General features: G+C 58.9%; 14 protein-coding genes. 9 read left to right on the forward strand and 5 right to left on the reverse strand.

Annotated elements, in window-relative coordinates:
- Positions 1-7: 7 nt before the first annotated feature.
- On the reverse strand, positions 8-565 hold the full coding sequence (locus PM3016_RS06110; protein ID WP_013917488.1) for a helix-turn-helix domain-containing protein: 558 nt from the start codon (positions 563-565) through the stop codon (positions 8-10).
- Between the two features lie 115 nt (positions 566-680).
- Here PM3016_RS06110 and PM3016_RS06115 point away from each other — a divergent pair, with 115 nt between their 5' ends.
- A complete protein-coding gene (locus PM3016_RS06115; protein WP_013917489.1) occupies positions 681-1,262 on the forward strand; it encodes a LysE family transporter in 582 nt (193 codons plus the stop codon).
- Positions 1,263-1,358: 96 nt separating this feature from the next.
- Here the strand turns inward: PM3016_RS06115 and PM3016_RS06120 are convergent, their stop codons facing one another.
- The 3 genes from PM3016_RS06120 to PM3016_RS06130 all read right to left on the reverse strand — a co-directional run bounded on the left by PM3016_RS06120 (position 1,359) and on the right by PM3016_RS06130 (position 4,115).
- Positions 1,359-2,387: an LLM class flavin-dependent oxidoreductase gene (locus PM3016_RS06120; RefSeq protein ID WP_014368769.1), complete on the reverse strand. Its 1,029-nt coding sequence runs from the start codon at positions 2,385-2,387 to the stop codon at positions 1,359-1,361.
- A 170-nt stretch (positions 2,388-2,557) separates the two neighbouring features.
- Positions 2,558-3,763 (reverse strand): MFS transporter, encoded by a 1,206-nt coding sequence (locus tag PM3016_RS06125; protein ID WP_014368770.1) that lies wholly within the window; start codon positions 3,761-3,763, stop codon positions 2,558-2,560.
- A gap of 70 nt (positions 3,764-3,833) precedes the next feature.
- Positions 3,834-4,115, reverse strand: coding sequence for an ArsR/SmtB family transcription factor (locus PM3016_RS06130; protein ID WP_013917492.1), 282 nt, complete (start codon positions 4,113-4,115; stop codon positions 3,834-3,836).
- 234 nt (positions 4,116-4,349) lie between these two features.
- Between PM3016_RS06130 and trhA the strand changes: the two genes are divergently transcribed.
- The 8 genes from trhA (at position 4,350) to PM3016_RS06170 (ending at position 12,067) form a co-directional block, all read left to right on the forward strand.
- Positions 4,350-4,994 carry a PAQR family membrane homeostasis protein TrhA gene (gene trhA, locus PM3016_RS06135; protein ID WP_014368771.1) on the forward strand — a complete coding sequence of 215 codons (645 nt, stop codon included), beginning with the start codon at positions 4,350-4,352 and terminating at the stop codon, positions 4,992-4,994.
- 524 nt (positions 4,995-5,518) lie between these two features.
- Positions 5,519-6,280: a DeoR/GlpR family DNA-binding transcription regulator gene (locus tag PM3016_RS06140; protein WP_013917494.1), complete on the forward strand. Its 762-nt coding sequence runs from the start codon at positions 5,519-5,521 to the stop codon at positions 6,278-6,280.
- A gap of 38 nt (positions 6,281-6,318) precedes the next feature.
- On the forward strand, positions 6,319-7,371 hold the full coding sequence (locus PM3016_RS06145; RefSeq protein ID WP_014368772.1) for an ABC transporter ATP-binding protein: 1,053 nt from the start codon (positions 6,319-6,321) through the stop codon (positions 7,369-7,371).
- Positions 7,364-8,242 (forward strand): carbohydrate ABC transporter permease, encoded by an 879-nt coding sequence (locus PM3016_RS06150; protein ID WP_014368773.1) that lies wholly within the window; start codon positions 7,364-7,366, stop codon positions 8,240-8,242. Before PM3016_RS06145 ends, PM3016_RS06150 begins: the two co-directional genes overlap by 8 nt.
- Positions 8,243-8,247: 5 nt before the next feature.
- On the forward strand, positions 8,248-9,072 hold the full coding sequence (locus tag PM3016_RS06155) for a carbohydrate ABC transporter permease (protein ID WP_420798966.1): 825 nt from the start codon (positions 8,248-8,250) through the stop codon (positions 9,070-9,072).
- A gap of 67 nt (positions 9,073-9,139) precedes the next feature.
- Positions 9,140-10,456 (forward strand): ABC transporter substrate-binding protein, encoded by a 1,317-nt coding sequence (locus PM3016_RS06160; RefSeq protein WP_014368775.1) that lies wholly within the window; start codon positions 9,140-9,142, stop codon positions 10,454-10,456.
- Between the two features lie 39 nt (positions 10,457-10,495).
- The gene (locus PM3016_RS06165) at positions 10,496-11,266 is read left to right on the forward strand and encodes a glycerophosphodiester phosphodiesterase family protein (protein WP_014368776.1); all 771 of its coding nucleotides are present in this window, start codon (positions 10,496-10,498) and stop codon (positions 11,264-11,266) included.
- A 336-nt stretch (positions 11,267-11,602) separates the two neighbouring features.
- Positions 11,603-12,067 (forward strand): hypothetical protein, encoded by a 465-nt coding sequence (locus PM3016_RS06170; protein ID WP_013917500.1) that lies wholly within the window; start codon positions 11,603-11,605, stop codon positions 12,065-12,067.
- An 858-nt stretch (positions 12,068-12,925) separates the two neighbouring features.
- Here PM3016_RS06170 and PM3016_RS38450 read toward each other — a convergent pair.
- On the reverse strand, positions 12,926-13,078 hold the full coding sequence (locus tag PM3016_RS38450; protein ID WP_187298045.1) for a hypothetical protein: 153 nt from the start codon (positions 13,076-13,078) through the stop codon (positions 12,926-12,928).
- Between the last annotated feature and the right edge of the window lie 6 nt (positions 13,079-13,084).

A 13,084-nucleotide genomic window follows, 5' to 3' on the forward strand; every position in this document is an offset into this window, starting at 1 on the left:
CGAGGCATCAGGCATAGTGGATGACCATGCTCATGCGCGTCATTACACTGCCCGAATTGTGATAGTCATGGGGCTTGTCCGCCTTGAAGCGGATAGCATCCCCGGCCTTGACCGTATACTCCGCATTGTCGATCCGGACGGTCAGCTCCCCGTCGAAGACCGTGATGAATTCCTCCGTCCCGGGCTGATGCGGATTGGCGCTCAGGTATCCCCCTTTGTCGATCTCAATGGTATACACCTCGAACCGCCTCCCGTCCTCAAAGGGGAAGAACGGATAGATCCGGTAGCTGCCGTTATCCTCGTGGAGCGCACCGATCTCGCTCTTCGGTACGACGACGGCATCCGGCCGGAGATCATGGATAAGCGAAGTGAAGCTCACCTTCAAGCCGTTCGCGATTTTCCATACCGTATTGATCGTGGGATTGGATTCCCCGCGCTCGATCTGCCCGAGCATCGTCTTGCTGACGCCGGTCAGCTCCGCCACCTTATCCAGACTCAGCTTCTCTTTCTCTCGCAGCAGCTTGAGATTCTTGGCGAGCACCACATTAATATTGTCCATGCCCATGACGATCCCCCTTTTTTTGGTTGTGCGTTATGACGTCTGTATTGTATAATCATAACGTACATACGTTAAGGCGCACTTTTTGTGCAATTATAGAGCATGTTAGGGGTGGATCACAATGGGTTTTGTACCGTTCTTGCTGTATGTGCTCGTGACCAGCTTCACACCGGGGCCCAACAACTTCATGGCGATGTCGAATGCCAGCCGGTACGGGTTCGCCGGAACGCTTCGCTTCAGCCTGGGGGTCGGCGCCGGCTTCTTCGTGATTGTGATGCTGTGCAGCTACTTTAATCTGTTCCTGTACAGCCTCATACCCACGATCCAATTCGTGATGAGCCTGCTCGGGAGCGCTTATATGATCTATCTAGCGGTCAAAATCATGAGGAGCAAACCGGGCGATCCGGACGGGGCGCCCGAGTCCATGAATTCCTTCGCAGCCGGCGCCGTTCTGCAATTCGTCAATCCGAAGGCGATCCTGTACGGGATTACGGTGACCTCCACGTTCATTCTGCCGTTCTACCAGTCCCATCTCAGTCTGATTCTGTTCGCTCTGGGACTTGCGCTGGTCGGCATTCTGTCGACTTCGAGCTGGGCGCTCTTCGGTTCCTTGTTCCAGAGGTTCCTCGCCGGCTGGCAAAGGTCCTTCAATGTGCTGATGGGGCTGCTGCTGATCTACAGCGCCGCGGCGATCTTTATGTGATTTGGGCCCATTCCTCTTCACCGCAAAAAAAGCCAAATGACCCGGCCCCCGGCCGGATGCATTTGGCTTCTGTCATGAGCAGCCTGGGGCTGCACTCTACTGGCCCTTCACTGCTTCGGCAAGCAGCTGATACGACCGCAGGCGGGCTTCGTGGTCATAAATCTGCCCGGTGACGATAATCTCGTCCGCGCCGGTCTCCTGCAGGTAGCGCGGCAGCTTCTCCCGGATGGTGGCCTTACTGCCCGCAATCGAGTAGCCGAGCTGCTTCAGCACGATGGCTTTCTCCTGCTCGTTCCACAGCGTATCCATGCTGTCCACCGGAGGCTTGAGCTGGCCGGTGCGCCCGCGGATGATGTTCAGGAAAGCCATCTGGTGCGAGGTCGCTAGACGCTGCGCCTCTTCGTCGGTGTCGGCGGCCACGATGTTCATGCCGACAATGACGTAGGGCTTCTCCAGCACTTCCGACGGCCGGAAGTTGCTGCGGTACAGATCGAGCGCGGGCAGCAGGTACTCGGGGGCAAAATGGCTCGCAAAAGCGAACGGCAGCCCGAGCTGGCCGGCCAGCTGGGCGCTGAAGCCGCTGGAGCCGAGCAGGTAGATCGGGATGTCGAGGCCCTCACCCGGTACGGCGCGCACGCCCATCGGGCGGCTGTCAGGGTCGCCGCTCAGGTAGGCGCGGAGCTCGCTGAGCTGCTCCGGGAAGTCGCTGCCGTCGCTGCCGAGGCCGCGGCGGAGAGCACGGGCCGTGTACTGGTCGGAGCCCGGCGCGCGGCCAAGGCCCAGATCGATGCGGCCCGGGTACATGGACTCCAGCGTGCCGAACTGTTCGGCGATCATCAGCGGCGCGTGGTTCGGCAGCATGATGCCGCCGGAGCCGACGCGGATGGTCTCGGTGCCCCCGGCTACGTAGCCGATCACTACGGAAGTGGCCGAGCTGGCAATGCCGGGCATGCTGTGGTGCTCCGCGAGCCAGAAGCGGCGGTAGCCCCACTGCTCGGCATGGCGGGCAAGGTCGAGCGTATGGCGGAAGGTCTCTGCGGCCGTGCTGCCGGTGCGGATCGGCGCCAGGTCCAGCACGGAGAGGGTCAGATTCTGCAGCAGGTCGTCTGTATGGGTAGCAGTCATTATCGTAAAGTACCTCCTAAGGATAGCATGATGCCTTGCAACTGTTACTATTATAATAACAGAAGTGGCGGGGGAACAACAACCCTTAGGATATCCGTGCCAAGGTCCGGTCATTCAGGCTGATTCCTTGCATTAGCCAATTGGGGCTGTTCAGGCTGATTCCATGCGTGTCAGGTTCCTGCTTTTTGCAGCGCAGCCTCAAGTTCGGAGCGCTTCTCCTTTGGAGATCCCTTGCGGGACAGCCGAAGGGAAGCTGCCGCGGTCACTGCAGCCACGGCTACGCCCGCTGCCCCGATCCAGGAGATGGAAGCGAGGGAGACGCTTTGGATGACCACGCCGCCGATGCCGGCACCTGCGGCCATCGCCAGCTGCAGCACGGAGGAGTTCAGGCTGAGCATGATCCCCGAAGCTTGGGGCGCGAGCAGGATCAGGTTATATTGCTGCGTCGGGCCGGACGACCAGGCGGAGAATGCCCACAGCATCAGCAGAGGGAACATGGCTGCGGAAGAATGGGCGGCGAGGGACAGCGCGACCAGGGTCAGCGTATGAAGCAGCATGCCGCCGATGAGAGTGCGGGGAACGCCCCAGCGGTCGGTGCCGTACCCGCCGAGTTTCGATCCGAGCAGGGAGGCAATGCCGAAGGCGAACAGGGCGGCACTCACTCCTTTTTCGCTCATTCCGGTTACGGTAAGCAGGAACGGGGAGATATACGTATAGGTGATCGAATAGCCGGCGATCCAGAAGAAGGTAACGAGTAAGGCAGCGGCAATCTTCGGCTGCTTCAGAAGCGCAAGCTGGTCCCGGATCGGTACGGGCTGTTCGCCTTCTGTCCGTGGAATGACCCAGGCAACGGCCAGCATGGCAAGAACCCCCAGTACACCGATACCGCCGAAGATCCACTGCCAATCATACGCCGCGGCTATGACTCTTCCGAGAGGCACGCCGACGATCAGGGAGGTGCTGAAGCCCATGACTAGGGTGGCGATGGCACTGCCCTGCTTGTCGGGAGGAGCGAGCTTGGAGGCCACAGTGAGGGCGGTGACGACGAATACACCGGTGCTGAGCGCGAGAATAATCCGCGAACCGATAAGGAAGGAATAGCCGGTCAGGGTAACCGCAAGCAGATTGCCGGCTACGAATACAGCCAGGGAGTAGAGCAGCAGCCTCCTTCGTTCCATCCGGGCCAGGGCTGCCATCAGGATGGGCGTACCGAAGGCATAGGCAAGGGAGAAGACGGTAATGAGCTGGCCGGCAGCGGAGACCGATACGCCGATGTCAGCTGCCACCTTATCCAATATGCCTGCAATAATATTTTCCGACGTACCGACCAGAAAACTGGCGACAGCGAGCAGGTAGATTTTCCACGTGTTCGACATGATTTCCTAAGCTCCTTTCATACCTCAAATTTTATATTTCTAAAAATATAGAAATAACAAGCAAAAAAAATTACTGCAGCAGGTAAGGGGCGTATTTCTGCGCCATTTCTCTATTTACGCTGTAATAAATAAACGTGCCGTCCTTGCGAAGGTCGAGCAGCCCGCAGTCCGTCAGCTGCTTCAGGTGATGGGACAGCGTCGATCCGGCGATGGATTCAAGCTTGCTCTTGATATCGGTGCAGCACAGGTTCTTCTCCTCGGTGAGCAGCATGGCGATCTTCAGGCGGGTAGGTTCCCCGAGCGCTTTGTATACTTTGACAGCTTCACGTAATTCTGCGTTCTCTTGGACCATGAGGATCACCCTTGTTGTGTTTTGGTATTTCTATAACTATGGAAATTAAGTTACCATATCTTTCCCCGGATGTAAACCCCATTTTTCCGGGTGAGCGGGTATGTTTTACGGACATAACTGAATCCGCTGTCTCCGGATACCGCTTCGCATGCTTCGGGTCCCGGCTGGGAAACCTAGGGGAGATTGCCAGACAGCCAAAGCGTTTCGCGACCAAACGGAAGGAGGCATTACCCTATGGATCTCACCAGACTGCGGGAAGAGCGATGGAACGCATGGACTCACGGCATCGGAGCGGTCCTGAGTGCTTTCGGGCTCGTCCTGCTGCTGCAGCGGGCCGCGCTATTCAGCCACGCAGCTTATACGATATCGAGCGCTGTATACGGGGTGTCCTTCACCCTGCTCTACCTGTCCTCCACGCTGCTTCACAGCGCCCGCTCCGCGAAGTGGATCGAACGGTTCGAACGGCTGGATCATGCGGCCATTTTTATTGCGATTGCCGGTTCTTATACGCCCTTTCTTGTCTATGCCTTTCCCGGGGTGCCAGGCTATGCGATGCTGAGTCTGGTCTGGACGCTGGCCTTCACCGGCATCGGGCTCGTCCGCTGGATCATCCGGCGATTCATGCCTTGGGGGATGATCTACTATCTCGTGCTGGGCTGGCTCATCGTCTTCCTGCTCGGGCCGCTGCAGGACAAGCTGCCGCCCGAAGGACTCGCCTGGCTGCTCGCCGGCGGAGTGCTTTACAGCACGGGCATTCTGTTCTTCGTCTGGCGCAGTCTCAGGTACCATCACGTGATCTGGCATCTCTTCGTGCTAGCAGGCAGCGGCTGCCATTTTATCACGGTATATGCTTTCCTGGCTCCCTTGCCGGGAAGTTGAACGAACAGCACTGAACCAAGACCCGACGTACGGTACCTGACACGGTTCCGTCGGCGGGTCTTTTTGACATATCCGAAAATATAACTCGCTTAAGCTCGTTTCTGTCATCTGCATAAGTTTAATAAACGCACACCGTCCCTAAGGATGGCACAGCCGTTTATCCCAATCGGCCATGATTCGACAGGATTTACGAAAGATTCACACCGGGATGATATTCAGCAAATACAGAATGTTTATTTTAGAAAAGTAAACGAGCAAAAACGTGCACGGATATGTTCAACGTGTTTGTTTTTGCGCGATTGAGATTACAGCAGACTTCGACGGGCAGTTCAGGGGGACTATGGAACAGGATATTCAAGGATTCATGGGGGATGGGGACGGCACGCTGCGGAGTTCGCTTGTCGACGTGCCCGCCTGTCTCCCGCAGCCGGGAGAAGAGCTCCGGGGCAGTCCTAAGGGGCATGCTTCGGGCGAGCCCCAGTGTGCTGCCGGAGCATCCGGCTGGACGAAAGGAGCGACGGAGCATGCTGGCAGCGGAAAGAAAACAGCGCATCGTTGATTACGTCCGGAGGCACAGCACCGCTTCGGTCCATGCGCTGGCCCGCGAATTCCAGGTGCATGAAGCCACGATTCGGCGAGATCTGGCGGAGATCGAGTCGGAGGGGCTGCTGAAGCGGACGCATGGCGGAGTTGTCGTGGAACAGTGGACCCGTGATGAGCCCCCGTTCTCCGAGCGCTCCTCGCTGCACCTGGACGAGAAGATGCGCATCGGCCGGATGGCCGCCAGCCTGGTGGAGGACGGGGAGCACATCATCGTGGATTCGGGCACAACCACCGAGCACATCGCGAAGAACCTGACGCAGCGCTCTCATATTACCGTAGTGACCAACGATATGAATGTCGCAGCGGAACTGAGGGAGGCTCCCCGGGTGAAGGTGATCGTAACGGGCGGGGAGCTGTATCCTTCGAGTTATATGCTGAACGGCATGCTCACGGATCAGGCGCTCGGGGCGCTTCACACATCCAAGGCGTTTATCGGGACACCGGCTCTCCATCCGCAGCATGGACTGATGCATCCCGAATCCCAGCTCGTGCCGGCCAAGCAGGCGATGATCCGCGCCGCCCAGGAGGTCATCGTCGTGACCGACCATACCAAGCTCGGCAAGCTTTCTCTGCATACGGTCGCGCCCCTGAGAGCCATTCATACGCTGATCACCGGCAAAGAAGCATCGGAGCAGGAACTTGCGCCCTTCCGGGAGAGCGGAATTACCGTGTATACCGTGTAGTGCGCGCAGGACGGCTTACAAGGCAAGGAGGAAGAAGATTGGCATCCATTGATATCGTCCAAGTGACCAAAACCTTCGAGAAGACCACGGTCATCCAAGATCTCAGTCTCACGATCCGCGACGGATCCTTCACGGTCCTCGTCGGTCCTTCCGGCTGCGGCAAAACCACGCTGCTGCGCATGATCGCAGGGCTCGATCCCCAGACGAGCGGTTCGGTAATCATCGGCGGAACCGACGTCTCGAGGCGGCCTCCGGGCCAAAGAGGAGTCGCGATGGTATTCCAGAACTATGCGCTCTATCCGACCATGACCGTACGGGAGAATATTGAATTCGGACTCAAGAACAACAAGGTGGGGAAGGCGGAACGCAAGGCGCTCGTGGAGACGATCAGCGAAACGGTCGGTCTTCAGCCGTATCTGGACCGTAAGCCTGCGACCCTGTCAGGCGGGCAGCGCCAGCGCGTCGCACTGGCCCGGGCGATGGTCAAGAAGCCCTCGGTGTTCCTGATGGACGAGCCGCTGTCCAACCTCGATGCCAAGCTTAGGGCGCAGATGCGCCTGGAGCTTATCGAGCTGCACAAGAAGCTGGGGACGACCTTCGTCTACGTCACCCATGATCAGGTGGAGGCCATGTCGATGGCCGATACTATCGTCCTGATGAACCGGGGCATGATCCAGCAGGAGGCTTCCCCGGAGGAGATGTACCGGAGACCGAGCAACTTGTTCACGGCCCAGTTCATCGGGGTTCCTCCGATGAATGTGAACGGGCTCGGAGAGGGCGGCATCGCGTTCGGCTTCCGTCCGGAGCACGCCATACTGTCGCTATACCCGGTGGCGGCTGATTTCCGGGCTGAGGGCACCATTGTCACCCGAGAGATGCTGGGCTCCGAGACCCTGTATCAGATCCGGGAGCAGGGACGCTCGTATATGGTGAAGAGCATGGATGACTCGTTCGCCGTAGGGCAGCAGGTTCATCTCGGCGTAGGTGCCGGCCGGCTCTACTTCTTCGACCGGGACGGCCGACGGATGGACGAAGGACATCCGGAGCACAGGGCCTGTCTGGGGATGCTGAGAGGGCATGCCCATGCGTAGCACGGAGCTCTGGATGCGGATCCGCCCCTATGTGATGATTGCCCCGGCTATGACGGGTATCGTTCTCTTTGTCCTTTACCCTGTCGCGTACCTCGGGTATCTCAGCTTCCATAAGTACAATCTGCTCAATCCCTCGAAGAGCAGATTCGTCGGCTGGGAGAACTATATCCGGATTTTTACCAGGGAGGATTTCTACCGGTCCGTGCTCAACACGGCTGTGTATACCTTGGGAGTAGTCGTGCTCACCCTGGTGCTGGCCCTGCTGGCAGCCCTGTGGCTGCGCGGAAGCTCCCGGTGGAACGCGTTCGTCAGGGCCGGCATCTTCACGCCGCATATCGTGTCCATCGTGTCGATCGCCCTGGTCTGGATGTGGCTGATGGAACCGAATCTCGGCCTGCTGAACTTCATGCTGAAGGCCGTCGGGCTTCCGCCATCCCCCTGGCTTCAGAGCTCCGCCACGGCGATGGCGTCCGTGATCCTCGTATCGGTGTGGCACAATGTCGGCTATTACACGCTGATTATTTTTGCGGCGCTGCAGAGCGTTCCGCCCAGCCTCTATGAGGCGGCCGCTCTCGATCAGGCGAGCCGCAGCAGGGTCTTTTTCCGGATCACGCTGCCGATGATTTCGCCCCAGCTCTTCTTCATCCTGATTGTCATGACAATCGGCTCCTTCAAGGTGTTCGATACCGTCCAGATCATGACGGGCGGAGGGCCGAACGGCGCCACCGAAACCCTGGTGTATTATATCTACAGCTATAGGACGACCAATATCGGCTTTGCTTCGGCCACCGGCGTTGTGCTCATGGCGATCATCGGCGGATTGACGCTCTTGTATTTCCGATTCTTGTCCAGGAAGGTGCATTACCAATGAGTATGATGGACAGGAGCCTGCTCCTGAGGTTGCTGGATCATGCCGGCAAGGCGCTGATTCTGCTGGTCTTCCTCTTTCCCTTTCTGTGGATGATCTCCACTTCGCTCCAAACGTTCGAGGAGACGATGTCGTTCCCGCCGGTCTGGGTCCCGTCCTCTCTGCAGTGGGGCAATTTTGCCGAAGCGATGACCGCCGGGCCCTTCCTGACGTATGCTCGGAATTCGATCGTCATTACGACCGCGATCCTTATCCTTCAGTTCGCTGTGATGATTCCCGCCGCCTATGCGTTTGCCAAGTATACCTTTGCCGGCAGCGGGCTGATGTTCGGGCTGGTGCTGCTGGCCTTCATGATTCCCTCCCAGATCACCTTCATCCCGGTGTATATGACCATGGCGGACTGGGGCTGGGTCGACACGCTGCTGCCGCAGATTGTTCCTTTCATGTCCAATGCCTTCGGCATCTTCCTGCTCCGGCAGTATTTCAGGCAAATTCCGCAGGAGATCATCGAGTCGGCACGGCTGGATAACGCGGGGGAGTTCAAGATCATCACGAGGCTTATGGTGCCTATGTCGATGCCGGCCCTTGCCACCATTGCCCTCTTCAGCTTCGTCAGCCATTGGAACGATTATTTCTGGCCCCTGGTCATGACCGACGCGACGCATGTCCGTCCGCTTACGCTGGGCATCGCCAAACTGCGGGAGACCGAGGGGATCAGCAACTGGAATATCATTATGGCGGGCAACGTCATTCTTGTGCTGCCCATTCTTATCGTGTATCTGTTCTGCTCGAAGCAGATTGTCAAAGCTTTCGTGTATTCCGGGATCAAATAAGATTCCTGTGCATGGGGCGGTTCTCAGCCGCCGCATCCCACTACTACCTATTATGGAGGGATTTACCATGAAGAAGACGCATTTGCTGTGCACCGCCGCTCTGCTGATGGGGACGCTGACGGCCTGCGGGGGGCCGGAGGAGCCGGCCGCAACCGGTGCTGCTCCGGCCGCCCAGCCTGCTTCGGAGAAACCGGCGGAAGGCGGGAAGACGACCGTGCAGTTCTGGCACTCCCTCGGCGGCAAGAACGGAGAGTATATGGATGCGATGGTGAAGCGGTTCAACGATTCGCATCCGAACGTGGAGGTTGTGGCGACCTTCCAGGGGAGCTATGACGAGATGGTCACGAAGCTCCAGCAGTCTCTTCCTTCCAAGACGGCCCCGGATGTCGCCATGCTGGAGCGCGCTTATGTGGAGATGTTCGCGGATGCCGACGTACTGGAGGATCTCGGTCCGCTGATGAAATCCTCGAATCTCAGCGAGGGTGACTTCGTGTCCGGACTGATGGGCCATTCCACCTTTAACAACAAGCTGGTATCGCTGCCCTTGAACCGTTCCACCCCCATCCTTCACATTAACAAGACGCTGCTGGATGAGAAGGGGCTGAAGGTGCCGACAACCTGGGACGAGCTGAAGACCACGGCGGAAGCTCTGGTAGTCAAAGAAGGCGGCGAAGTGAAGCGCTACGGTCTGACCATGCCGTTCGACACCTGGTATCCCATGGCGATGATCACCCAGGCGGGCGGGACCTTCTTCAGCGAGGATAAGAAGACGATCGGCTTCTATGATAATGGGGTGGGAAGCAAGGTATTCGGCTACCTGAAGGACCTTCAGGGGACGGGAGCCCTGTTCTATCCTCCGGCCAAGGATTCGGGGAATATCGTGAACCAGATGTTCACCAGCGGCAAGGCGGCCATGATGTTCCAGTCTACCGGCACGATCGGCTCCCTGATCAATACCGCCAAGTTCGAGTACGTCACCGCCTATCTTCCGAAGGACCAGAAGTTCGCGAGTCCGACCGGAGGGGCGAACGTGGCGATGATGTCTTCTTCCGGGAACAAGCAGGCCGCGTGGGAATTCATCCGCTGGATGGAGACGGACCCGCAGGGGGCGCTTCCGTTTATTCTGCAGTCCGGCTACCTGCCTTTTACCAAAGCGATGGCCGAGTCGAAGGAGCTGCAGGACCTGTGGGCGAAGGAGCCGGCCCGCAAGGTGGCTTATGAGCAGCTTCAGTATGCGGTGGATACCAACAAATCGGTGGCTTGGCCTGAGGTGATGAAGGAATTCAATTCCGTCATTGAAGCGGTGATGTATGACAATAAAGACATTCAGGCTTCGCTGGAAACCTTCAAAAAGCAAGCTGAGCGCATCCTGGCAGGACAGTAAAAGCGGGCTGTTCATCATCCGGAAAGGGAGAGGGAAGACATGATCGAGAAGCTTGCGGCCGCGGAAGAGGTGACCGTGGCCGGTCACCGGGGGTATAAAGCGGCGTATCCGGAGAACACGCTGCTCTCCTTCCGGAAGGCGGTAGAAGCGGGGGCGGCCATGCTGGAGTTTGACCTGAGACGCTCCAAAGACGGCGTGGTCGTCGTTATTCATGACGATACGGTGGACCGGACGACGAACGGAACCGGGGCGGTCCGCGATCACACCTGGGAGGAGCTGCGGGGACTGGATGCGGGTGGATGGTTCGACCCCGTATTCGAGGGGCTGCGCATCCCCAGCCTGACGCAGCTGTGCGAGGAGCTGCGGGCTTACCCGGATCTGCTCCTGAATGTGGAGATTAAGCCTGCGCCCGATGCCGTACAGACCGCGGACCAGGCGGTGGCCATGCTGCAGGCTTACGGGCTGCTGCCCCGCTGTGTGTTTACCAGCTTCGACGCGGAGATTGTGGCTTACCTGCACGATACCTATGGGCTGAAGACGCAGGGATTCCTCGGAGAAGACATGCTTCACTTTCAGGAAGGGGAACAGGGAACCTACTCCAAAATGTGGGCGATCGCCTTCCCTATGGGCAAGCTGACGAAGGAGATTGTCGAGACGTACCGGAGCAGGGGGCTGCTCACCTGGTGCTACTGCCCCGATACGGAAGCGCAGGTGGATTATGCGCTGGAGTGCGGCGCCGGGGTGCTGACATGCAATGACCCTGTTCCGGCGCTGCATCGGCTCCGCAGGCAAGAGGCGCCAAGAGTGTAAGGTAACCTTCGGTGATCCTTGGGATAAAAAGAGGGAGAGGTGAGGGGCAGCCGGCGGGCTTTGAGGCCCCTTGTGGATATCCGCGAGTCCGAGAGGAGAATGCGTGCAAAGCTCGCCGGCCGCCAATCGCTGACCGCCGACCGCCCACCGCCGCAATAACAAAGATCGGTATCCGGTTAGGGAAGGCTTAGTGGATGCGGGAGGGCGAATGTAAGGAGAGGCTGCCGGCTGACTGTTCTTCCTTGTCATGTTTAAGCGGGGTCCCTTTCGGGGTAAAAAAGGGTAACCGAGGCACGTCCCTCTGCAGGGGGCGGCCATGACGAAGGAGTGTTCCCTATGAGTATCCAAAACCGTAACGAAGCAGCTTCGTTCACGAAGCCCTTTGCCCATGTGCATACCCTGCTCACCGCCCACGGATTCGATGAAGTGGCCGGTAAGGAGAATAGCTTCTATGAGCTCCCGATCCGCTCGGAGGGAGAGTCCAAGGGCTACCCGTTCCGCGTGTATACCCGCGCTGCGGAGAACAATCAGCTCGTCGTAGACCTGAGCGAGGCCCGGTTCGCCGCAGAAGGCGAGGTACCTGCGGAGGTTTCCGCCAAGGCGGACAAGCTGCTCGCGACCCTGCGTGAGAAGCTGCAGGGAGAGCCGTACAAGAACGAGTCCACGCCAATCGACGAGGCCCAGAACGGGCGGATGTCGAACAACGAGGAAGAGGTCAAGCAGCTTGGCAAGGTGATGACGGATTACCCGACGAACAAAGAGGTCAAGGAAAGCGGCATGGTGCCGGATCCGATTCAGTAAGATACGGATGCGGCGGCCCAAACAGGGTCATGCGGAGGATTTACGCGGCCGAGGCTTGCTGTTGAGCCTCGGTATACCATGAAGAAAAGAGGCACTCTCGGTGAGGGGGCCTCTTTTCTTTGCGGTGGGGATTCCACACGGCGGTTGTCATGTTGGCCGGGCGAAACTTCGCGCTCTATGTGACTTGTGATGGCAAACAGCCCGTTCCTTGCCGTTTGTCGAGGCAGCCGGGTAGTTTGGGGGGCTGGCTTGAGCCGTTTGGCTTGCCCATACGAATAGCGGAACTGAGGTGCGCTATTGCCGGGATGATGGCGGCCGATTTCGAAATAGCGGAACTCAGATGCGCTATCTGGGCTGGAAGGGGGGATAGCGGTGACTTTGGGGCCAATAAGATACCTGAGTTCCGCTATTTCTCGGGAAATGATGGGAAATATCACGATAAGGCATCTGATTTCCGCTATTTTGAGTGGGGCCGTTGCGACAGTCCGTTGGAGCCGCCGGATGGGGGCAATCTATAGCTCATGGGGACTGTAATTCGTACCCGTACAAGACCGCCGCGCATGCACAGCAGTACCCCCGCGCAGCGTCTGCGGGCCACTCGTACAGCAGGCAGCGGTCGAGGCCGGAAGCGGCACGCCTGCAGGTGGCGTGCGGCGCACAGCTAGCGCCCGCGCTGCCTTACTCCGCTTCCGCGCGGAGCCGCGCCAGCAGCGCGTTCATGCGCCGCGGATTCTCCTCGCGCAGCGCGCTCCACGGCGCGAAGGCGTCTGCGGGCCACTCGTACAGCAGGCAGCGGTCGAGGCCGGAAGCGGCACGCCTGCAGGTGGCGTGCGGCGCACAGCTAGCGCCCGCGCTGCCTTACTCCGCTTCCGCGCGGAGCCGCGCCTGCAGCGCGCTCATGTGCCGCGGAATCTCCTCGCGCAGCGCGCTCCACGGCGCGAAGGCCACTCGTACCGCCTGCAGCGGTGCGAGGGCCGGAAGCGGAACGCCTGCAGGTGGCGTACGCCGCACAGCTAG

The sequence above is a fragment of the Paenibacillus mucilaginosus 3016 genome (assembly GCF_000250655.1).
In the GTDB taxonomy this organism is placed as follows: Bacteria; Bacillota; Bacilli; order Paenibacillales; family NBRC-103111; genus Paenibacillus_G; species Paenibacillus_G mucilaginosus.